Below are 20541 nucleotides of genomic sequence, written 5' to 3'. Positions count from 1 at the left end.
AGCTTTTCAACAGGCAGACAAAAAATGCCGCCGGAAAACCGGCGGCATTACGGATCGAGTACGACTGATAGGGAGTGCCATCAGCACCGTGCGGTGCTGTCAGGCTTCAGCGGCAGACCTCGACACGGTATGCACGACCCCAGCCGTCGTGGCGCCAGGCCCAGTAGCAACTGGGGTAGGCGCGGACGTAGGCCGGAGCATAATAGGTTCGATAGGCCGGATAATAAGCCGGATAGACCGGATAGGCGGGTCGCACCGCCTCCGCGGCGAGCGCACCACCGACGACACCGGCGGCAAGACCGCCGAAGATGGCGCCGCGCTCGGAGGCGCCGGCAGTGGTGGTTGTTACGGCCGCGGCGCTGCCAAGCGTCAGCGCGATCAGACCGGCCGTCGTTAGATTTCGGAGTACAGACATTGAGATCCCTTTCCCAAGAACACAGGCCTCCCAGCCGAAGCCGAGTTTGAAAGTGGAAGGGAAAACGGGCGAAGTCGCGGCTGAAAAAAGGACCGCGACATTAAATTTCGTCCATGATGAGGAGGCGAAAGGCGTTGATTTTCAACTAGAAATCGGTGGGAACGCCACCTTCTTCCTTTCGCCTTGCGACAAAGGCATCGAGCTCCTCTTCAACGGCCGGGTCAAGCGGCGGCTGCTCATAGCGGGCGAGCGTTTCCTTGAAAATGCGGTTGGCATGGTCGTAGGTTGTGGGCCGTCCGGCCTCCGTCCATGTCTCGTGATTTCGCCAGTCCGACAGGATCGGCGAATAGAAGGCGGTCTCATAACGGGCGAGCGTGTGTGCCGTGCCGAAATAGTGCCCGCCGGGGCCGACATCGCGCACCGCGTCGAGCGCGAGGGCATCCTGGCTCACATCCAGCGGCGTCAGGAACTCGGCAACCATCTGCAGCATGTCGACGTCGAGGATGAATTTCTCGAAGGAGGCGGTGAGGCCGCCTTCGCTCCAGCCGGCGGCGTGCAGCACGAAATTGCCGCCGCCCTGGGTCAGGGCCCAAAGTGAAAGGGCCGATTCGTAAGCCGCCTGGGCATCGAGCGTGTTCGAAGCATTGGTGTTGGAGGTACGGTAGGGAATGCCGTAGCGGCGGGCGAGCTGGCCGCCACAGATGACCGCCTTCATGTATTCCGGCGTGCCGAAGGCGGGCGCTCCCGTCTTCATGTCGACGTTGGAGGTGAAGCCGCCATACATGACCGGCGCGCCCTTGCGCACCATCTGCGTGAAGGCGATGCCGCACAGCGCCTCGGCATTCTGCTGTACCAGCGCACCGGCAATCGTCACCGGCGCCATGGCGCCCGCCAGCGTGAACGGCGTGACCACCACCACCTGGCCCCGCGACGACATTTCGATGATGCCCTGCAGCATCGGCCCGTCGAGACGCAGCGGCGAGGAGGAATTGATGATGGTGAAGAGCGAGGGCTCGCGCTCCATCTGCTCCATGCTGATGCCGCGACCGATGCGGGCGATCTCGATCGCATCGATATTGCGCTGCTTGCCGAGCGAATAGCAGTGGAAAGCCTTGTCGGTGAGCTTCACGATGTCGGAAAGGCAATCGAGATGGCGCACCGACGCATGGATATCGATCGGCTCGACTGGGTAGCCGCCGGTCATATGAATGACGTCGAAGGATTGGGCGAGCTTGATGAGCTTGCGGAAATCCTCCTGGTTGCCGGCTCTTCTCCCGCCTTCGCGGTCGGCGACGAAGGGGGCGGAGGCGACCTGGGCAAAGACGAGGTTGCGGCCGCCGATCTGCACATTCCTGAGGGGATTGCGGGCATGCAGGGTGAAGGTCGAGGGAACGGAGGCGATCAGCTCCATGATCATGTTGCGGTCGAAGCGCACGCGCTCCTTGCCCGGTGTGACATCGGCGCCGGCGGCCTTCATGCGCTCGCGCGCTTCCGGCAGGATGATGTCCATGCCGATTTCTTCGAGGATGGTCAGCGAGGCGTTGTGAATGTCGTCTAGCGCCTCGGGCGACAGGAGTTCGGTATGGGTGAGGCTGTTGACGAGATTGAGGTATTTCGCGCCGCTCGGCTTGCGGCTGCGTTCAGCGCCGCGGCCTCCGGCCCGACGGCGTCTTTCGCCTGTCGCTACCGAGGCCTCCGCTTCGTTCAAGGCCAGGCTTGCTTCGTCGCTCATAGCGCTCACTCCCAATGATCCGTCGAAGCGGCCGGGCCGCTCCATATCCTTGTTTTTATGCATTCCGCACGAAAGACCGCTGTGCTTTTGCGGGGATTGCTTCGGGTGATTCTTGGCAGAGTTTGCGGCAGCGTGCCGCCGTCGTTTGCGACCAAGGCATGACCGTTATAGGATAGTGCATGGTCAGAACGCGACGTGGCGACGGTGGTTAAACATGGTTAACGGCTTGTTAAAACGACATGTGCTAGAGCGTCGTGTCATGAACTGTCATGCGCGGTGAGAAGAGAGGCTCCATTTGACCCTGGACGGTGAACTGCTTGACATAGCGTGCCGCCGGATCGCCAATCTGGACAGGCCCGCCTACATCAAGAACAGCGAGCTGCGCTACGTCGCCGTCAACGAAGCCTATGCGCGTTTTTTCGGACGCGAGATTTCCGATTTCATCGGCAATCGCAGCCATGATCTTCTCGATGCCGATGAAAGTGCCGACCGGGAGGACAGGGAGCGCCGCGCTCTTGTTTTCGGTTCGGAGGAGGTGGCGCTGTGCTTCGATGCCTCGGGCCGCCAGCGCTCGCGCATACAGATCGAAAGCTTTTCCCCTTCGGAAGAGCGCCTCTACATATTTGGGGTATTCCTGGCCGCATCGGCCGCGACACGCGACCTCTCCACCGCCGAAGCGGTGCGGAAGGATGTCGACGAGGCCGGCTTTTTCCGCAGCGTCCTGGAAGATCTGCCCGTTGCGACCTTTGTGCGCGATGCGGACCATCGGCTGATTTATACCAATGCCGCCCATGCCGACATCATCGGCCTCGACCGCAAGGAAATGCTGGGAAAGACCGAGCATGAGATGTTCGACGTCGGCGCGGACGACTTCTTTGCGGAAAATGAAGCCGTGTTACGGGAAGGGCGCGGCCATGAGTTCGAAAGCGAAATCGTCAACCGGCAGCAGGTGGCGCGTCCGGTGAGGATTCGCCTCAATCGTGCGACGACGACAGACGGCAAGCACTATGCCATTGGCTCCGTGACCGATACGTCGGCGCTGAAGCAGCGGGAGACGCAGCTGATCGAGGCGCAAGCACGCGCCGAAGCGCTGCATCAGGATCTCGACAATATTCTCCGCTCGATGCCGATCGGCGTACTGATCCACAACAGCGATTACATCGTCGAATACGTCAACCACGCCTTCTACGACATATGGGAGTTCTCGAAGGACGATCGATTCGAGGGACGTCCTTATCGCGACCTGATCGCCAAGCACTACGAGCTGGCACGGTTCAGCGCCGATAGCGGCAGCATCGACGACATCTATCAGGCGCGTCTGGCTGCATTGCGCAAGGCGGGGGAGCATCTGCAGACGGAAGTGAATTTTGCCGACGGCAAATCCGTCATCATCGATGCGCGCCGGATTTCCAACGGCCGCACGCTGATGTCCTACACGGACATTTCCTCCGTAAGGCAGCAATCTCAGGAAATTACCGAGACCCGCCTGGCGCTGGAGCGTCTTGGCGAACTCATGGCCGATGCCATGCAGGCGATGTCACAGGGCCTGCTGATCGTCCAGGATGGCACGATCATGCTGGCGAACGACCGGCTGAAGGAGATGCTGAAGCTGCCGGCGGCGCTTCTCGAGGTCGGCAAGAACTGGTCGGCGGCGTTCGACTATTGCGCCGAACGCGGTGACTTCGGCGGCGATTCCGAGGTCCTGCGGAAGTCGTGGGCTGACAGCATCGCGTCGTGCAAGCCGATTTCCTGCGTGTTCCAGATCGTCGGCGATCGCTGGATGCAGCTCGACGCGGCGATCGGCGAGCATCGCCGCTGGACGGTGGTGTTGACCGACGTCACGGAGATGAAGGAGCGCGAGGCGGATCTGCAGCTGCTGCTGGCGCGCAGCAACGCCGCGGACCGGGCCAAATCCGAATTCCTCACCCATATGAGCCATGAAATCCGCACGCCGATGAACGGTGTTCTCGGCATGGCGGAATTGCTCGGCAAGACCGATCTCGATACGCGGCAGAAGACTTTCGTCGATATCATCGTCAAGTCCGGCAACGCCTTGATGACCATCATCAACGACATTCTCGATTTTTCCCGCATCGACACCGGCGAAATGCATCTGCGCAAGATGGCATTCGATCCTGCCGAGGCTATCGAGGACATAGCGACGCTGCTGGCCGCCGCCGCATCGGAAAAGAACATAGAGCTGATGGTGCGCATCGCTCCCGGCGTGCCGGCGGCGATGCTTGGCGACGCGGGCCGTTTCCGCCAGATCGTGACCAATCTCGTCGGCAATGCCATCAAGTTCACCGAGCGCGGTCATGTGCTGGTGGAACTGGACAGCCAGTTTGCGCCGGACGACAACGTGTTGCTCGTGCTCCGTATCGAGGATACGGGGATCGGCATTCCCGATGAGAAGCTCGACACCATCTTCGACAAATTCTCGTTGGCGGATTCCTCCTTTGCGCGACGTCTCGATGGGTCGGGCCTGGGCCTCGCCATCACCGCCGGCCTCGTCGATCTTTTCGGCGGGTCGCTGTCCGTCGAAAGCGAATGGGGCAGGGGATCGGTCTTCACGGTCCATCTGCCGATGCCGCTGGTCGCCGCGCGCGACGCGGTTCCGGAGCTGCCCGCCAATCTGAAGCGCGCCAGGATCCTGGTCGTGGAAGACGACGAGACCCATCGGCGGATATTGACCGAACAATTGGCGCAATGGGGTTTCGACGGGCACGCGGCCGAGGATGCGGAGACCGCGCTCGCCATTCTGGATGCCGCCTTCGATATGGGCGTATCGGTCGATGCGATCATCATCGATTACGGCATGCCCCACATGAACGGCTATCAGCTGGCGAGCACCGTATGCGCCGATCCGCGCTTCGCCACGCTGCCGATCGTGTTTCTCACGTCGATGGGTGCTGCCGGCAGCGACAAGGAATTCGGCGCCGTCAATGGCCAGACGCACCTGATGAAGCCGGTGCGCGCCAATGTGCTGCGCAACACGATCATCGATGTCGTGCGGACGTCCCGGAGAAAGAAGGCGGGTGGGCAATCGGATTCCGCTGCCCGGCAGTTGCCGATAGACAGGGAGATCGCGGTCGCGATCGAAACCACCGATCAGATGATGCCCGCCAAACCCGGCAACGCGATCGATGTTCTCGTGGCCGAGGACAACGAGGTGAACCAGATCGTCTTCACGCAGATTCTACAGGCCACCGGCTTGCGATTCCTTGTCGTGGAGAACGGCCAGGCGGCAGTGGACGCATGGCGCCAGTTGCGGCCGTCGCTGATCCTCATGGATGTCTCCATGCCCGTCATGAACGGCCATCAGGCGACCCGCATGATCCGGCAACTGGAGACGCAGCTCGGACAGGAATGGCATGTCCCCATCGTCGGGGTGACTGCGCAGGCGCTGGATGTCGACCGCATCACCTGCATGCAATCCGGCATGGACGATTGCCTGTCGAAACCGATCAGCCCCGAACTTCTCGAGGGCAAGATCCGGCGCTATCTCGGCGACGCCGTTTTCCAGGCCGATCGTTCCAACAGCTAGGCCGGCTTGACGCCACAGAGCATTTCCCGCTTGCCGGCGAAGCCCTTGCGCCGCTCAACGACGAACCCCGTCGCCTGCAGGTTTCGCCGAACGAAGCCCGCCGCCGCGTATGTGGCGAAAGTGCCATTCGGAGAGGTCTTGTCGTAGAGCGTCTGCATCAGCTCCGGCGACCACATGTCGGCATTGCGCGATGGCGCGAAGCCGTCGAGATACCAGGCATCGAAGCCGGGTGTTGCATGGCTTACGCCTTCGAGGGCAGGGCCGCAGACGACGCTGAGGCGCGTATGCGCGTCGAGCCACAACGAGACCACGCCTTGCGGATCGTTCGGCCACGCGGCGGCAAGCGCCTGGCGCTCGTTGTCGATTTCAGGCCAGTGCGACAGCGCGCGGTCGATTTCCTCGGCACGCATGGGATAGAGCTCGAAGGACATGAAGTGCAGGAGCGAACCGGGAGCTGCCTGCTGCCGCCATTGGCGCCATGTCTCGCAGAAATTCAGGCCGGTGCCGAAGCCGAGTTCGCCGATCAGAAAATCTTGGCGCTCCTGCCAGCGGGCGGGCAGGCCGTTGCCGGCCAGGAAGACATGGCCGCATTCCAGCCGGCCATCCGTCTGGCAATAAAAATGGTCGCCAAATGCCGTTGAATAGGGCATATCGCCGTCGCGCCATTCGAGCTCCGGGCTTGCCGCATTGGTTTCGGACGCCTCAGTCCGATCGGAAACTGGATCTGTCATGGAAAGAGCCGATAATCCCCTGAGACCTGCCGGTCAATCGTCCTTCGATCTGTTGATCGTCGGCGGGGGGATCATGGGTCTGTGGGCCGCCGTTCATGCCGAGCGCCTCGGCATTCAGGCATTGCTCGTCGAAGCCGGCCATTTCGGGCAAGGAGCGAGCGGTGGTCTGCTTGGCGCGCTGATGCCGCACATGCCCGACAAGTGGTCCGACAAGAAGCAGTTTCAGTTCGACGCGCTCATTTCACTGGAAGAGGACATCGCGGCGCTGGAGGTGGAGACCGGGCTTTCGGCCGGCTATCGTCGCGCCGGCCGCCTGATCCCGCTGCCGAAGCCGCATCTGAGGCAGATCGCGCTCGGTCATTCTCAGGATGCGGAGGCGCATTGGCGGCATGAAGACCGTCGGTTTCATTGGCATGTCCTCGACGCCGCGCCCGTCGAAGGCTGGATCGAGCCTTCGGCCGCGGAAAGCGGGTTTGTCTTCGATACCTTGGCAGCGCGCGTCGCGCCCCGCGCCTTGCTGGCGGTGCTGCGCGAATTTCTGACCACGGCACGGCACGTCCGGCTCGCCGAGGGCGTTGCCGTGGAGAGCATCGATCCGGGCCAGGGCCTGGCGCGCACGAATGGGGGCGACATCCGGTTCGGACGCTGCGTCCTTGCCGCCGGGCATCGGTCGTTTCCAATCCTCGATGGGCTGACGGAAGGTCGCAAATCCTCGCTCGGCCAGCCGGTCAAGGGGCAGGCGGCCATGCTGAAGGCCGATGTCGATGGCGCCCTCCCGGTTATCTTTCGGGACGGCCTCTACATCGTTCCGCACGAGGGAGGATTGGTCGCAGTCGGCAGCACGAGCGAGAACCGTTTCGACGATCCGCTGTCGACGGACGGGCAGCTTGACGCTCTGCTCGTCACAGCGCGCGCCATGGCGCCGGTGCTGGCCGGCGCGGAGGTGATCGAACGGTGGGCAGGCCTGCGCCCGAAAGCCGTGGATCGTGATCCGATGGTCGGCGCGCACCCGGACCATCCGGCGGTGATTGCCTTGACCGGAGGCTTCAAAGTGAGCTTCGGATTGGCGCATCGGCTGGCCGAGACGGCGGTGCGGGAGGCGGCGGATATGCCCGGTCGCTTCAAGTTGCCGCAGACTTTCACTTTAGCAAGTCATATTTCAGTCATATCACATAAAACGTGAATTCACGCCTCTTTCGGGTCGTCAATCTGTCACGCAAATCACCTATCTCCTTGGCCGTCGGTGCCGGTTCGGTCAGCCGGCTTGTCGCGCTCTGGAGGAGATTTTTATGCGCTACGCCATTTGCTTCACGCCGTCCGCGAGCGATCCGCTGACGCTTGCGGCAGCGAATTGGCTGGGTCGCAATGTCTATTCCGGCGAGATGGTCGATCCGCCCGCGGTTCGCGGGCTCGGGATCCATGAGATTGCCTTTTACACCGCGGTTCCCCGCCGGTATGGCTTCATGGGCCTGCTGAAGGCGCCGTTCCGGCTGGCAGACGACATGTCCGAGGCGGGATTGCTGCGCGAGTTGATGCGGTTTTCGGGCTCGGTCGCGCCTTTCGAGATCCCGAGGCTCGAGGTTGCGCGGCTCGGCGGCGCGCTGGGCCTGGTTCCCTCGACGCCGAGCCAGCAGATGCATTTCCTGGCGGCATCCCTGGTGCAGGCCTTCGATCACTACAGGGCTCCGTTGAGCGAAGCGGAAATCGAGCGCATCGATCCGGACGGCCTTTCGGCAACGCAATTTGCCAATCTCCATCGCTGGGGCCACCCGCATGTCATGGACGAATTCCGCTTCCAGATGATGCTGACGGGCACGGTCAGCCCCAGCGACATGCCGCGCATCGAGCGCGTGCTGCGCGACTTCTTCGAGCCTGCTCTGGCTGCGCCCGTTCCGGTGTCCAATATCGCCCTGATGATGGAGGACGGGTCCGGCGGCCCCTTCCGGGTGCATTCCCTGCACCCGATGGGCAAGGTGAGCGCGCGGAAGATCGCCTAGATTACGGGACGCCGTCAGCGCCAATACCTCGGTTTGAAGCGAAAGTGATTTTCCTACTTTCCGGCTCGACTTTCCCGGCATGGATGTTACCGTTCCCCGATAAGAGAAGGTGCTTCAATGTCGGAAATCTACGCCCGCAATCTCATCGGCTACGGCCGCAATACGCCGGATCCGAAATGGCCCGGCGATGCCCGCGTCGCGGTGCAGTTCGTCATCAACTATGAAGAGGGCGGGGAAAGCTGCATTCTCGATGGCGATCCGGGGTCTGAAAACCTGCTGTCCGAGATCGTCGGCGCGGCATCCTGGCCGAATCAGCGCAATCTCAACATGGAATCGATCTACGAATACGGCTCGCGCGCCGGTTTCTGGCGGCTGTGGCGCATGTTCACCGAACTCAAGGTTCAGGCGACAGTCTACGGCGTGACGCTCGCCATGGCGCGCAATCCGGAAGCGGTGGCCGCGATGAAGGAAGCCGGCTGGGAGATTGCGAGCCACGGCTACCGCTGGCTGGAATACAAGGATTTTTCCGAGGATCTGGAGCGCAAGCACATCCTCGAGGCCGTGCGGCTGCACACCGAGCTGACCGGCGAGCGGCCCTACGGCATGTATCAGGGCAAGCCATCCGACAACACGCTGCGGCTGGTCATGGAGGAGGGCGGTTTCCTCTATTCCTCCGACTCCTATGCCGACGATCTGCCCTTCTGGGTCGACGGCGTGAACGGCAAGCCGTTCCTGATTATCCCCTATACGCTCGAAACCAACGACATGCGCTTTGCGACGCCGCAGGGCTTCAATTCCGGCGATCAGTTTTTCACCTATCTCAAGGATGCCTTCGACACGCTCTATGAGGAAGGCAAGCAGGGCAGCCCGAAGATGATGTCGGTCGGCCTGCATTGCCGTCTCGTCGGTCGTCCCGGCCGCGCAGCCGCTCTGCGGCGGTTCATCGAATATGTGCAGAAGCACGACAAGGTCTGGATCCCGAAACGCATCGAGATCGCCAACCACTGGTATGAGAATCACCTGCCCGGGGGCGAGCGCTGAGATGATATCGCGGGACGATTTTGTCGGCCGCTTCGGCGGTGTGTTCGAACACTCGCCTTTCATCGCCGAGCGCGCCTATGATGCGGGCGCCATCGCCGAGCCTCTGACCTTCGGTGGTGTGCATGCCGCGCTGGCGCGGGTTTTCCGTGCCGCCAGCGAGGCGGAGCGGCTTGGCGTTCTGCAGGCGCACCCCGATCTGGCCGGCCGGCTGGCGATTGCCGGCGAGCTGACGGAAGACAGCCGCAAGGAGCAGGCCGGAGCAGGCCTCGATCGACTGAGTCCTGAAGAGCACGCCCGGTTTACCGAACTCAATGCGGCCTATGTGACCAAGTTCGGTTTTCCCTTCATCATCGCGGTCAAGGGGCTCGGCAAGGCCGATATCCTGGCTGCCTTCGAAACCCGAATCGGCAATGGCCGGGATACCGAGTTTGCGACTGCGGCGGCCCAGGTCGAAAAGATCGCGCTGCTGCGGCTGCAGTCGATGCTTCCCGAAGCCTGATGTCGGTGCGCGGCCTGCGGGCCGCCCTGGCTCCCGCACTTGGATCCGCCCAGTTTTTTCGAGATAATCTGCCTGCTGTTTTTCGGTCGGCTCATGGCTTAGTATCCGCCTGAAGGGATGCTGCGATGAGGCGATGGAAGCAGTGGATAGAGATGGAAGCGGACGGAAGACCGGTAGGGCCGAAAGGCGGCTCGGCACGAAGAGGCCGGGCAATGTTGATGAAGTGAAGCCGGCATGAGTCTGGAGCGGCTGACCACTCATCTTGAGCGGATGCAGCGGGCTGCATCCGAAGCCGGTCAATTCCTTCGGGGAATCGATCAAGCCATGTTTTCCGGAAATGTCGAGAAGCAGCGCGCCATCGGCATGAATCTCATGCTGATCGGCGAGGCGGCCGCGCGTATTGCGGAGGAATATCCGGAGTTTGTCGTTGACCATCCGGAATTGCCTTGGCATGTGATGCGAGACTTCCGGAATCGGATTACGCAAGGGTACTTCGACATCGAGTTGACGGCCCTGTGGGATATCGCGCACAAATCTCTTCCGGAGTTGCTCCTGCAACTGGACTCCGTTCGTCACTGGCGGGCGGAAGGCGAATGATCAATCAATGACACAGCATTTAGACATTCATCCTCTGACAAAAACGGCATTCTCGCCCTTCGGTGATGTGATCGAGGCCGATCCGGCAACGATGCGGTTCATCAACGGCGGCACGACGGAGCGCTTCCATGCGCTATCCAATGCCGAAACCATTGGTGACGGCGCGCGGGTTATCCTGAACCTCTTTCGCGGCCAACCGCGGGCCTTTCCTTTCTCGATCGAGATGATGGAGCGCCATCCCTTCGGCAGCCAATGTTTCGTGCCGCTCAACGGCCGTCCGTTTCTCGTCGTCGTCGCCGAGGACGAAGGCGGCAAACCCGGCAGGCCGCAGGTCTTCCTGGCGCAGGGCGACCAGGGCGTGAACTATCGGGTCAATGTCTGGCATTATCCCCTGATGGCGCTCGACGAGCAGAGCGACTTCCTCATCGTGGATCGCGACGGGCCGGGAAACAATCTCGAGGAATATTTCTTCGATACGCCCTTCATCATCGGAGCGCCGACGTTATGACCGGATTGACCACGCATGTGCTCGATACTGCCCTCGGCAGGCCGGCCGAGGGTCTGACGATCGATCTCTTCAGGATCGAGGGCGATGCCCGCACGCACCTGAAGACGGTCAAGACCAATGCCGACGGGCGCGTGGACGGCGGCCCCATGCTGGTCGGCGATAGCTTCGTCGCCGGCACCTACGAACTGCTGTTCCGCGCCGGAGACTATCTGCGTGCAAGCGGCGCCGAGCTGCCGGAACCGGCTTTCCTCGATCTCGTGCCGATCCGCTTCGGCATTGCCGATACGACGGCGCATTACCATGTGCCCCTGCTGATCTCGCCCTACGCCTATTCGACCTATCGCGGGAGCTGAGCCTTGCGTTTTGCCGCCATCGCGGACGTTCACGGCAATCATCTGGCGCTCGAGGCGGTGCTTGCGGATATCCGGAGGCATGGCATCACCGATATCGTCAATCTCGGCGATTGTTTCAGCGGGCCGCTGACGGCAGGCAAAACAGCCGATATGCTGCTGGAACTGGATGCGCTGACGGTGCGCGGCAATCACGACCGGTATCTGATCGAACAGGCGCCGGAGGCGATGCACCTGTCTGACAAGGCCGCACATGCGGAATTGGCCGAGCGTCATCTCGATTGGCTGCGCGGTCTGCCTTTCAGCGCCGTCTATCGAAATGCAGCTTATCTTTGCCATGCGACACCGACGGCCGACACCGTCTATTGGCTGGAATCCGTCTCGGCGGACGGTCATGTGTATCGGAAGCCGATCGAGGACATCGAAGCGCTGGCCGCCGGCATCGACTTTCCGCTGATCCTGTGCGGGCATACGCATATTCCGCGTCTTGTCAGGCTTTCCGATGGCCGCGTGATCGTCAATCCCGGCAGCGTCGGCTGTCCGGCCTATGATGACGATCTGCCCTATCATCACAAGGTGGAGGCCGGCCACCCCTTTGCCTCCTATGCCATTCTGGAAAAGACCGGCGAGACCTGGTTGCCGGTCTTTCGGCAGGTTGCCTACGATCATATGGAAATGGCGAGGCTCGCGGCGCGGAATGGCCGCGACGAGTGGGCGAGCGGCCTGGCGACGGGCTGGTTACGTTAGAGCATGACGCGCATAAGCGTGTAACTGCCTTGCGGCAACGACATGCGCCTTAAAGATCTGCCAGGATCGATCTGTCCACGGCCTTGATATCGCGCTTGCCGCAGAGCGCCATGGAGATATCCAGCTCCTTGCGGATAATCTCCAGAGCGAGAGTGACGCCTTCCTTGCCCATGGCGCCCAGACCATAAAGGAAGGGGCGGCCGATGAAGGTGCCCTTGGCGCCGAGCGCCACGGCCTTGAGCACATCCTGGCCAGAGCGAATGCCGCCGTCCATATGCACCTCGATCCTGTCGCCGACGGCATCGACGATTCGCGGCAGCATGCTGATGGAGGAGTGGGCGCCATCGAGCTGCCGGCCGCCATGATTGGAAACGATGATGGCATCGGCGCCTGTATCGACGGCCGCCTTCGCATCCTCGACGTCAAGAATGCCCTTGATAATCAGCGGGCCGCCCCATTGCTCCTTGATCCAGCTGACATCGTTCCATGAAAGCTTGGTGTCGAACTGCGAATGCGTCCAGTGCGACAGCGTCGTCATGTCGGAGATATCCTTGGCATGGCCGATGATATTGCCGAAGGAATGGCGCCTGGTCTTCAGCATCTCCATGCACCAGCTCGGCCGGGTCGCCATCTGCCAGAGATTTTTCACCGTCATTTTCGGCGGGGCGGAGAGACCGTTGCGGATGTCGTTGTGGCGCTGGCCGAGGATCTGCAGGTCGGCCGTCAGCACCAGCGCCGAGCATTTCGCCGCCTTGGCGCGATGGATGAGGTTGAGGACGAAATCGCGGTCCTTCATGACGTAAAGCTGGAACCAGAAGGGCTGCTTCGTCACCGAGGCGATGTCCTCGATCGAGCAGATGCTCATCGTCGAGAGCGTGAAGGGAATACCGAATTCCTCGGCTGCACGGGCCGCCAGCATCTCGCCATCGGCGTGCTGCATGCCGGTAAGGCCGGTTGGCGCCAGCGCCACCGGCATGGAAGCCTTCTGGCCGACCATTGTGGTCGCCAGCGACCGGTCGGACATGTCGACGAGGACGCGCTGGCGCAGCTTGATTCTGGCAAAATCTGCTTCGTTCGCCTGATAGGTCGATTCGGTCCACGAACCGGAATCGGCATATTGGAAGAACATTTTCGGCACGCGCCGCTGAGCAAGCGTCTTCAGTTCGGCGATGGTAAGCGGCGCGGTCATGGCGGTCTGCCTTCTGGAGGGTTGTCGTATGGCGGGGTTGGCGTGCCTTATTGCAAGGTCGATTTCATCGGCTTCCCGGCGACATAGGTTTCGACGACGGCGCGATCGTCGCCCATGGTCTGCAGTAGGAACAACTCTTCGGTGAGGCTCTTCGTCACCTCCATCTTCAGTGCCATGGCCGGCGTTGCCGCGGCGTTGAGGACGATAAGGTCAGCCTCGGTGCCGGCGTCGAGCGTGCCGATCCTGTCGACGAGGGAGAGAGATTCGGCGTTGCCGCGAGTCATGTAGTAATAGCTTTCCAGCGGGTTCAGACGTTCGCCCAGGAGCTGCTGGATCTTGTAGGCCTCGTCCATGGTGCGCAGCATGGAATAGCTGGAGCCGCCGCCGATATCGGTGGCCACGCCGATGCGGACGGGCTTCTCGCGGCGCGCCAGCGCCTTCAGCGGAAAGAGGCCGGAGCCGAGGAACAGATTGGAGGTCGGGCAATGCACCGCGACCGCGCCTGCCTCGCTCATCGCGTCGGCTTCGCGCTCGGAGAGGTGTATCGCATGGCCGAACAGGCTTTTCGGGCCGAGCAGGCCGTAATGGGCATAGATATCGGTATAGTCGATCGCGTCAGGATAGAGCTCGCAGGTGAACTTGATCTCGTCGTGGTTCTCGGAAAGATGCGTCTGGATGTGCAGGTCCGGAAACTCGCGGGCGAGGGCTGCGGTCGCCTCCATCTGCGCCGGCGTCGAGGTGATGGCGAAGCGCGGCGTGATGGCGACGTGATTGCGGCCCTTGCCGTGCCAGTCGGCTATGACCTGGCGGGTCTCGTCATAGCCCATCTCGGGCGTGTCGAGCAGCCCTTGCGGCGCATTGCGGTCCATCATCACCTTGCCGCCGACCATGCGCATGTTGCGCCGCATGGCCTCGGCGAAATAGGCGTCGGCGGAGGTCTTGTGCACCGAACAGTAGGCGACGGCCGTCGTCGTGCCGTGGCGGATCAGTTCGTCATAGAAATGGGTGGCGATACGTTCCGCATGCGCGCTTTCGACGAAACGGCATTCCTCGGGGAACGTATAGGTGTTCAGCCATTCCAGCAGGTTGGCGGCGTAGGAGGCGATCACCTGCATCTGCGGGAAATGCAGGTGCATGTCGATGAAGCCCGGAAGGATCAGATGCGGGCGATGGTCGATTTCGATCACGTCGTCCGGTGCCCGCGCCTTGATCTCGGCATAGGGGCCGGTCGCGACGATCGTGCCGTCCGCAATCAGCAGGCCGCCATCGCTTTCGTAGGCGTAGCTCTCCGTATCATGAAGGCTTTGCGGCAGGCGCTTGAAGGAAAGCAGGCGGCCGCGCAGAAGGGTGGTCATTGGCTCTTTTCTCCGATGGAGCTTTCGAACCAGGCGACCAGCAACTTGCGTTCCTCGGGCGTCACCTCGGTGACGTTGCCGGGGGGCATGGCATGGCTGCGGCCGGCCTGGATATAGATCTCCCGGGCATGCATAGCGATTTCCGCGTCGTTTTCCAGCATCACGTCCTTCGGTGGCCGGACAATCCCCTCATAGACGGGCTCGGCGGCATGGCACATGGAACAGCGCGTCGACACCATCTGCTTGACGGCCGGGAAATGCGCGTCCGAGGCGAATTGCTGGAAGGCGGGCGCGACCGCATTGGCATCCTTCTCGCCGGTCAGCACCTTCGGCACGGTGGAAAGCCACATGATGACGATGAAGATGACGAGCGTGACGATCCAGGTCCAGGTCGGGCGGCCCTTGCGGGCATGCGTCGTGTTGAACCAATGGCGGATGGTGACACCCATCAGGAAGACCAGCGAGGCGATGATCCAATTGTAGGCCGTGCCAAAGGCCAGCGGGTAATGGTTCGACAGCATGAAGAAGATGACGGGCAGCGTCAGGTAGTTGTTGTGCAGCGAGCGCTGCTTGGCGATGCGGCCATATTTCGGGTCGGGCGTGCGGCCGGCGATGAGGTCGGCGACGACGACTTTCTGGTTGGGAATGATAATCATGAAGACGTTGGCCGACATGATCGTCGCGGTGAAGGCGCCGAGATGCAGGAAGGCGGCGCGGCCGGTGAAGAGATGCGTGTAGCCCCAGGCCATGAAGACCAGCACGGCGTAAAGCACCACCATCAGGCCCCAGGTGTTGTTGCCGAGCGGCGATTTGCACAGCAGGTCGTAGACGATCCAGCCGCCGGCGAGCGAGGCCAGCGAAATCAGGATGGCGACGGGGACGCTGACATCGAGCACATGCCGGTCGATGAGAAAGAGGTTGGCGCCGCCGTAATAGACGATGCACAGCATCAGGAAGCCGGAAAGCCAGGTGAAATAGCTCTCGTATTTGAACCAGGTCAGATGCTCCGGCATCTGCGCGGGGGCGACGAGATATTTCTGGATATGATAGAAGCCGCCGCCGTGGACCTGCCATTCCTCGCCATAGGCGCCGGGCGGAAGATGGGGTCGCTTCACCAGTCCGAGATCGAGCGCGATGAAGTAGAAGGACGAACCGATCCAGGCAATGGCGGTAATGACGTGGAACCAGCGTGCCGCAAAGGCAAGCCACTCCCACGCTATGGCGTATTCATACATTCAGTTCCCCTTTTCTTCTTCCGACTCCGTACCTTGCAGAATGTTGGGAGCGGATGGAAGAGGGGTGTTTGATGTGTCGGTAAAAAGCCGCGGTCTTGCCGAGCGTCCGGATCGCATTAGATCAGATTATGGCGGTTTTTAATAAAACGCTCTCGGCTGCTTGGAGCGGGCCATGTCCGCGGCAGCCGTCCATTTTTCGACGGAGAATTGCCCATGCGTGGTGTTCTGGCGTTCGTCTTTCTTCTTTTTGCAAGTTCTGCTCTGGCGCATGATGCGCCCTCCGGCTGGTCCTACGATCCCTATTGCTGCAACGGCGACAGCGAGACCGGCGATTGCGAGATGATCCCCTCGCGCACGGTCACCATCGTACCGGGCGGTTATCGGGTGACGCTCAATCCCGGCGATCACCGCTATATAACGCACGCGCATATCTTCACCCTGCCGCAGGGCAAGACGATGCGTTCGCCCGACGGAGCCTATCACCTCTGCCTGTTTCCGGACGAGAATACGCCGCGCTGTTTCTATGCGCCCGACATGTCCGAGTGAGCGCTGCCGTGGCTCAGCGCTCTGCGGATCGCCTATCGCCTTGTTTCCACGCAAGTTTGGGACGGAAACCGCCGTATGCGTTCCCTTGAGCTGCGTTAGTCGCGCGGCATGCCGAATTCGCCGAGGATCCAGTCCTTGAACGCGCGGATCCGCGGGGTATGGCGCCTGTTTTCCGGATAGGCGATCCAGTAGTCGGCGCCATCGGTCGAGAGAAGATCGAAAGGTTGAATCAGCCGGCCGGATGCCAGGTCGTCGGCATAGAATTCGGGAGTGAGAACGGCGACACCCTGGCCCGCTATGGCGGCGCTTGCTTCGAAGGACTGTGCCCCGAGCCGGCTGCGCGGTCTGCCCTGAAGACCGGGGTCGGGAACGCCGGCCTCCTGGAACCATTGAACCCACCATGGATCGCCCGCATCGATGATGCGCAGCTTGAGGAGGTCGGCCGGCTCGTGCACGCCGCCGATGGTCGCGGCCAGGGCCGGGCTCAGCATGGGCGTGAAATGCATCTTCATCAGCAGGTGGGCGCGCAGTCCCGGCCATGCTCCGCGCCCGGCGCGGATGGCGATGTCGGATGGTTCCCGGGCAAAGTCGATGATCGAGCCGGATGTGGCGAGGCGAACGGCGATCTTCGGATGTTTGAGTTGAAACGTGCCGATATGCCGTGCCAGCCATTGGGATGCGAAGGTTGGGGTGGAATGGATATGAAGCGTGGTCTCGGCGTCGCCGCTGAGCGAGGCCATGGCCTCCTGCAGCATGGCAAAGGCTTCGGCGACTTTCGGAGCCAGCTGTTCGCCCGCCTCGGTCAGCAGGATCTGCCTCGGCCGGCGCAGGAAGAGCGGCTCGCCGGTCATCTCCTCCAGCAGCTTGATCTGATAGCTGACCGCCGTCTGCGTCATGCCCAGCTCTTCGCCGGCGCGCGTGAAACTGCCGAGCCGGGCCGCTGCTTCGAAGACACGGAGCGCATTCAGCGGGAAGCGTTTCGACAGCTTCATGGATAAGTTCTCTTTATGCGTTCAGACGATAGTTCGATTGGAATTCCAGCATTATTCGCGACAAACTGCAATCCATATCACGGATTTGATTGAGGTGTCGTCATGGATTGCTATGTCATGGAACCGGTGGATGCAGCCAAGCCCAGGCTCTTGGCGCGTTTTTTGGAATCGCTGGCGCAGGTCTTCCTGGCGCATGGCGAACCGTCCCCGCATCTGGATCTCGACGAGATGCCGGACCGCTTGAAGCGCGACCTTGGATTTCTCGATGGGCGTGAGCCGCATTATGACGACAAGCGGCTGCCATAGGCGGCGAGGATCGCCTAAGGCTCGATGAAAGGTATCTGGTTGAGACTATTATGATGAGTGGAGAGTGTGCACCCCCCTCTGTCACTTCGTGACATCTCCCCAACAAGGGGGGAGATCGTTAGGAGTTTGCTGCGCCCGCCTTGCGGAGTATCGCGACATTGTTTCCACAGATGCCTGGTGCGCTTGATACGCGTCGAGAAGGCTACAGGCTACCAATCTCCCCCCTTGTGGGGGAGATGTCAGCGAAGCTGACAGAGGGGGGTATACTGCCGCATACCCAAACCTCCAGTTCGGCCTCAAACTCCTTTACTTGCAGCATCACAGCAAACTTTGCGTCCCAAAGGACATCACATCCCCTTCAACCGCTCGACTGCCATCAGCACCCGCTCCGGTGTTGCCGGAGCATCGAGGCGTGGGCAGACGCGATAGTCCGCGATGCTGGCGACGGCCATCGACAATGCTTCAAGCACCGAGATGGGCAGCATGAAAGGCGGCTCGCCGACGGCCTTGGAGCGGCCGACGGTGGCCTCGGTATTTTCCGACCATTCGGCGAGACGGACGTTGAAGATCTTCGGCCGGTCCGAGGCGAGCGGGATCTTGTAGGTGGACGGCGCATGGGTGCGCAGCCGGCCCTTGGCATCCCACCAGAGTTCTTCGGTCGTCAGCCAGCCCATGCCCTGCACGAAGGCGCCCTCGACCTGGCCGATATCGATCGCCGGATTGAGGGAGCGGCCGACATCGTGGAGGATATCGGCCCGGTCGATCAGATATTCGCCGGTCAGCGTGTCGATCGACACTTCCGAGCAGGCCGCTCCATAGGAGAAGTAGTAGAAGGGCGTTCCGCGGCCTGCCTTGCGATCCCAATGGATCTTCGGCGTCTTGTAGAAGCCGGCGGCGGAAAGCTGGACGCGGGCGAAGTAGGCCTGTTTGATGAAATCCGGGAAGGGGATTTCGGTGTCGCCCACACGCACGCGGTTGGGCAGGAACTGCACTTCCTCGGCGCCGACGCCCCATTTTTCGACCGCGAAGGCGACAAGCCGCTCCTTGATCTGCCGGCCGGCATCGAAGGCCGCCATGCCGTTCAGATCGGAGCCGGAGGAAGCCGCCGTCGCCGACGTATTCGGCACCTTGCCGGTCGTCGTCGCGGTGATCTTCACACGGTCGATATCGACCTGGAAACTGTCGGCCAGGACCTGCGCCACTTTCGTATAGAGGCCCTGGCCCATTTCGGTGCCGCCATGATTGAGGTGGATGGAGCCGTCCTGATAGACATGCACCAGCGCGCCCGCCTGGTTGAAGGCGGTCATGGTGAAGGAGATGCCGAATTTCACCGGCGTCAGCGCGATCCCCTTGCGGATGAAGCGGCTGGAGCGGTTGAACTCGATGATGGCCTTGCGTCGCGCCTGATAGTCGGAGGTTTGTTCCAGCTCGTCGACGATGCGGTTGATGATGTTGTCGGTGACTTCCTGGTGATAGGGCGTCAGGGTCCGGCCGGAGCCCGGCTGGCCGTAGAAATTGGCGCGGCGGATTTCGAGCGGGTCCTTGCCGAGCGCATAGGCGATTTCCTCGATCATGCGTTCGCCGCCAACCATCCCTTGCGGGCCGCCGAAGCCGCGGAAGGCGGTGTTGGAGACGGTATGCGTCTTCAGCGGTTTCGAAACCAGATGCACATGCGGATAGAAATAGCTCGAATCGGCGTGGAACAGCGCGCGGTCGGTGACTGGCCCGGAAAGATCGGAGGAGAAACCGCAGCGGGCGGCATAGGTGGCATCGACGGCGTGGATGCGGCCGTCATCATCGAAGCCGACCTCGTAATCCACCAGGAAATCATGGCGCTTGCCCGTGGCGCTCATGTCCTCGTCGCGGTCGGGCCGGAATTTGACGGCGCGGCCGAGCTTCTTGGCGGCGACGGCGGCGAGTGCGGCAAACTGGTTGCCCTGCGTTTCCTTGCCGCCGAAGCCGCCGCCCATGCGGCGCACGTTGACGGTCACGGCGTTGGACGGAATACCCAGCACATGGCCGACGATGTGCTGGATTTCGCTCGGATGCTGGGTGGACGACCAGACGGCGACTTCGTCGTCTTCGCCGGGGATCGCCATGGCGATATGGCTCTCGAGGTAGAAATGCTCCTGGCCGCCGATGCGCATCTGCGCCTTGATGCGATGCTTGGCATTTGCCATCTCGGTTTCAGGTTCGCCGCGCTTCAGCGTCATCGGCTCGTAGACGAGCGGCCCACCATTGGCGAGCGCGCCGTCGATATCGCTCCAATGCGGCAGGTCGCGATAGTCGATCTTGGCGAGGCGAGCGGCACGACGGGCCGCATCGCGTGTTTCGGCGATGACGGCGAAAATCGGCTGGCCGTGAAACTCGGCCTTGGTTTCGGCGAGCAGCGGTTCGTCGTGCATGCCGTTGGAACTGGTATCGTTGACGCCGGGAACGTCGGCGCCGGTGAATACCCAGACGACGCCGGGGTAGGCCCTGACGGCCGAAAGATCGATGCCGGCGATCTCGGCATGGGCACGGTCGGAAAGGCCGAGCGCGCCGTGCAAGAGGCCGGCGGGTTCGGGAATATCGTCGATATAATCGGCCGTGCCGGTGACATGCTTGTGCGCGGAATCATGCCGCAGCGAGCCGTGCATGGAGCCGTTGATGACGACCTTGCGCTCTTCGAAGGTGGATTTATCCATTTATCGTCCTCCTTCTGCGAGAATGTTCCCGATGGCAAGACCGATCGTGAGTAGCCCCTCATCCGCCCTG

Annotated in this window: 19 protein-coding genes; 11 read left to right on the top strand and 8 right to left on the bottom strand. The window is 61.8% G+C overall.

The window, feature by feature from the left end; genetic code table 11:
• Nucleotides 1-106 precede the first annotated feature (106 nt).
• Nucleotides 107-415 carry a hypothetical protein gene (locus tag GR212_RS18340; protein WP_163988037.1) on the bottom strand — a complete coding sequence of 103 codons (309 nt, stop codon included), beginning with the start codon at nt 413-415 and terminating at the stop codon, nt 107-109.
• A 145-nt stretch (nt 416-560) separates the two neighbouring features.
• On the bottom strand, nt 561-2147 hold the full coding sequence (locus GR212_RS18335) for a trimethylamine methyltransferase family protein (RefSeq protein WP_163988035.1): 1587 nt from the start codon (nt 2145-2147) through the stop codon (nt 561-563).
• A 295-nt stretch (nt 2148-2442) separates the two neighbouring features.
• Here GR212_RS18335 and GR212_RS18330 point away from each other — a divergent pair, with 295 nt between their 5' ends.
• Entirely contained in the window at nt 2443-5691 is a 3249-nt protein-coding gene (locus tag GR212_RS18330) for a PAS domain-containing hybrid sensor histidine kinase/response regulator (RefSeq protein WP_163988033.1), read from the top strand.
• On the opposite strand, the gene mnmD is transcribed toward GR212_RS18330, so the two are convergent.
• Complete coding sequence (gene mnmD / locus GR212_RS18325) at nt 5688-6422, bottom strand: tRNA (5-methylaminomethyl-2-thiouridine)(34)-methyltransferase MnmD (RefSeq protein ID WP_163988031.1); 735 nt, start codon at nt 6420-6422, stop codon at nt 5688-5690. The two genes, GR212_RS18330 and mnmD, sit on opposite strands and share 4 nt — an antisense overlap.
• Here mnmD and GR212_RS18320 point away from each other — a divergent pair.
• From GR212_RS18320 to GR212_RS18285, 8 genes are all read left to right on the top strand, one after another.
• The gene (locus tag GR212_RS18320; protein ID WP_163988029.1) at nt 6421-7605 is read left to right on the top strand and encodes an NAD(P)/FAD-dependent oxidoreductase; all 1185 of its coding nucleotides are present in this window, start codon (nt 6421-6423) and stop codon (nt 7603-7605) included. The two genes, mnmD and GR212_RS18320, sit on opposite strands and share 2 nt — an antisense overlap.
• 106 nt (nt 7606-7711) lie before the next feature.
• Nucleotides 7712-8419, top strand: coding sequence for a DUF1045 domain-containing protein (locus GR212_RS18315; RefSeq protein ID WP_163988027.1), 708 nt, complete (start codon nt 7712-7714; stop codon nt 8417-8419).
• Nucleotides 8420-8536: 117 nt separating this feature from the next.
• On the top strand, nt 8537-9460 hold the full coding sequence (puuE, locus tag GR212_RS18310) for an allantoinase PuuE (protein WP_163988024.1): 924 nt from the start codon (nt 8537-8539) through the stop codon (nt 9458-9460).
• 1 nt (nt 9461) lies between these two features.
• On the top strand, nt 9462-9959 hold the full coding sequence (uraD, locus tag GR212_RS18305; protein WP_163988022.1) for a 2-oxo-4-hydroxy-4-carboxy-5-ureidoimidazoline decarboxylase: 498 nt from the start codon (nt 9462-9464) through the stop codon (nt 9957-9959).
• A 234-nt stretch (nt 9960-10193) separates the two neighbouring features.
• Complete coding sequence (locus tag GR212_RS18300) at nt 10194-10556, top strand: HepT-like ribonuclease domain-containing protein (protein ID WP_163988020.1); 363 nt, start codon at nt 10194-10196, stop codon at nt 10554-10556.
• Nucleotides 10557-10563: 7 nt separating this feature from the next.
• A complete protein-coding gene (locus GR212_RS18295; protein WP_163988018.1) occupies nt 10564-11064 on the top strand; it encodes an ureidoglycolate lyase in 501 nt (166 codons plus the stop codon).
• On the top strand, nt 11061-11417 hold the full coding sequence (uraH, locus tag GR212_RS18290; protein ID WP_163988017.1) for a hydroxyisourate hydrolase: 357 nt from the start codon (nt 11061-11063) through the stop codon (nt 11415-11417). Before GR212_RS18295 ends, uraH begins: the two co-directional genes overlap by 4 nt.
• A 3-nt stretch (nt 11418-11420) precedes the next feature.
• Entirely contained in the window at nt 11421-12161 is a 741-nt protein-coding gene (locus tag GR212_RS18285) for a metallophosphoesterase family protein (RefSeq protein ID WP_163988015.1), read from the top strand.
• A 49-nt stretch (nt 12162-12210) separates the two neighbouring features.
• On the opposite strand, the gene GR212_RS18280 is transcribed toward GR212_RS18285, so the two are convergent.
• The 3 genes from GR212_RS18280 to puuD are packed head-to-tail and all read right to left on the bottom strand — an operon-like array spanning nt 12211 to nt 15940.
• A complete protein-coding gene (locus tag GR212_RS18280) occupies nt 12211-13350 on the bottom strand; it encodes an alpha-hydroxy acid oxidase (protein ID WP_163988013.1) in 1140 nt (379 codons plus the stop codon).
• Nucleotides 13351-13397: 47 nt separating this feature from the next.
• Nucleotides 13398-14705, bottom strand: a complete 1308-nt coding sequence (gene guaD / locus GR212_RS18275; protein ID WP_163988011.1) for a guanine deaminase — start codon at nt 14703-14705, stop codon at nt 13398-13400.
• Nucleotides 14702-15940, bottom strand: a complete 1239-nt coding sequence (puuD, locus tag GR212_RS18270; protein ID WP_163988009.1) for a urate hydroxylase PuuD — start codon at nt 15938-15940, stop codon at nt 14702-14704. The genes guaD and puuD overlap by 4 nt, the downstream gene beginning before the upstream one ends.
• Nucleotides 15941-16153: 213 nt before the next feature.
• Here puuD and GR212_RS18265 point away from each other — a divergent pair, with 213 nt between their 5' ends.
• Nucleotides 16154-16486 carry a hypothetical protein gene (locus GR212_RS18265; protein WP_163988007.1) on the top strand — a complete coding sequence of 111 codons (333 nt, stop codon included), beginning with the start codon at nt 16154-16156 and terminating at the stop codon, nt 16484-16486.
• A gap of 95 nt (nt 16487-16581) precedes the next feature.
• Here GR212_RS18265 and GR212_RS18260 read toward each other — a convergent pair whose 3' ends face one another.
• Nucleotides 16582-17478 (bottom strand): LysR substrate-binding domain-containing protein, encoded by an 897-nt coding sequence (locus GR212_RS18260; protein ID WP_163988005.1) that lies wholly within the window; start codon nt 17476-17478, stop codon nt 16582-16584.
• Between the two features lie 102 nt (nt 17479-17580).
• Here GR212_RS18260 and GR212_RS18255 point away from each other — a divergent pair, with 102 nt between their 5' ends.
• Nucleotides 17581-17784 carry a hypothetical protein gene (locus GR212_RS18255; protein WP_163988003.1) on the top strand — a complete coding sequence of 68 codons (204 nt, stop codon included), beginning with the start codon at nt 17581-17583 and terminating at the stop codon, nt 17782-17784.
• A 347-nt stretch (nt 17785-18131) separates the two neighbouring features.
• Here the strand turns inward: GR212_RS18255 and xdhB are convergent, their stop codons facing one another.
• Entirely contained in the window at nt 18132-20471 is a 2340-nt protein-coding gene (gene xdhB, locus GR212_RS18250; RefSeq protein ID WP_163988001.1) for a xanthine dehydrogenase molybdopterin binding subunit, read from the bottom strand.
• Nucleotides 20472-20541: the final 70 nt, after the last annotated feature.

Origin of the sequence: Martinezella lusitana (genome assembly GCF_010668395.1) — a bacterium.
Lineage (GTDB): Bacteria > Pseudomonadota > Alphaproteobacteria > Rhizobiales > Rhizobiaceae > Rhizobium > Rhizobium lusitanum_A.
This window is presented reverse-complemented; position numbering and strand designations above follow the sequence as displayed.

What these genes read in the sequence shown, in the direction of transcription:
- puuE (WP_163988024.1), top strand. Translation starts at nt 8,537, where the DNA reads ATGTCGGAAATCTACGCCCGCAATCTCATCGGCTACGGCCGCAATACG.
- GR212_RS18260 (WP_163988005.1), bottom strand. Translation starts at nt 17,478, where the DNA reads ATGAAGCTGTCGAAACGCTTCCCGCTGAATGCGCTCCGTGTCTTCGAA.
- uraD (WP_163988022.1), top strand. Translation starts at nt 9,462, where the DNA reads ATGATATCGCGGGACGATTTTGTCGGCCGCTTCGGCGGTGTGTTCGAA.
- GR212_RS18265 (WP_163988007.1), top strand. Translation starts at nt 16,154, where the DNA reads ATGCGTGGTGTTCTGGCGTTCGTCTTTCTTCTTTTTGCAAGTTCTGCT.
- GR212_RS18255 (WP_163988003.1), top strand. Translation starts at nt 17,581, where the DNA reads ATGGATTGCTATGTCATGGAACCGGTGGATGCAGCCAAGCCCAGGCTC.
- puuD (WP_163988009.1), bottom strand. Translation starts at nt 15,940, where the DNA reads ATGTATGAATACGCCATAGCGTGGGAGTGGCTTGCCTTTGCGGCACGC.
- GR212_RS18320 (WP_163988029.1), top strand. Translation starts at nt 6,421, where the DNA reads ATGGAAAGAGCCGATAATCCCCTGAGACCTGCCGGTCAATCGTCCTTC.
- GR212_RS18335 (WP_163988035.1), bottom strand. Translation starts at nt 2,147, where the DNA reads ATGAGCGACGAAGCAAGCCTGGCCTTGAACGAAGCGGAGGCCTCGGTA.
- xdhB (WP_163988001.1), bottom strand. Translation starts at nt 20,471, where the DNA reads ATGGATAAATCCACCTTCGAAGAGCGCAAGGTCGTCATCAACGGCTCC.
- guaD (WP_163988011.1), bottom strand. Translation starts at nt 14,705, where the DNA reads ATGACCACCCTTCTGCGCGGCCGCCTGCTTTCCTTCAAGCGCCTGCCG.
- GR212_RS18280 (WP_163988013.1), bottom strand. Translation starts at nt 13,350, where the DNA reads ATGACCGCGCCGCTTACCATCGCCGAACTGAAGACGCTTGCTCAGCGG.
- GR212_RS18315 (WP_163988027.1), top strand. Translation starts at nt 7,712, where the DNA reads ATGCGCTACGCCATTTGCTTCACGCCGTCCGCGAGCGATCCGCTGACG.
- GR212_RS18300 (WP_163988020.1), top strand. Translation starts at nt 10,194, where the DNA reads ATGAGTCTGGAGCGGCTGACCACTCATCTTGAGCGGATGCAGCGGGCT.
- mnmD (WP_163988031.1), bottom strand. Translation starts at nt 6,422, where the DNA reads ATGACAGATCCAGTTTCCGATCGGACTGAGGCGTCCGAAACCAATGCG.
- GR212_RS18295 (WP_163988018.1), top strand. Translation starts at nt 10,564, where the DNA reads ATGACACAGCATTTAGACATTCATCCTCTGACAAAAACGGCATTCTCG.
- uraH (WP_163988017.1), top strand. Translation starts at nt 11,061, where the DNA reads ATGACCGGATTGACCACGCATGTGCTCGATACTGCCCTCGGCAGGCCG.
- GR212_RS18340 (WP_163988037.1), bottom strand. Translation starts at nt 415, where the DNA reads ATGTCTGTACTCCGAAATCTAACGACGGCCGGTCTGATCGCGCTGACG.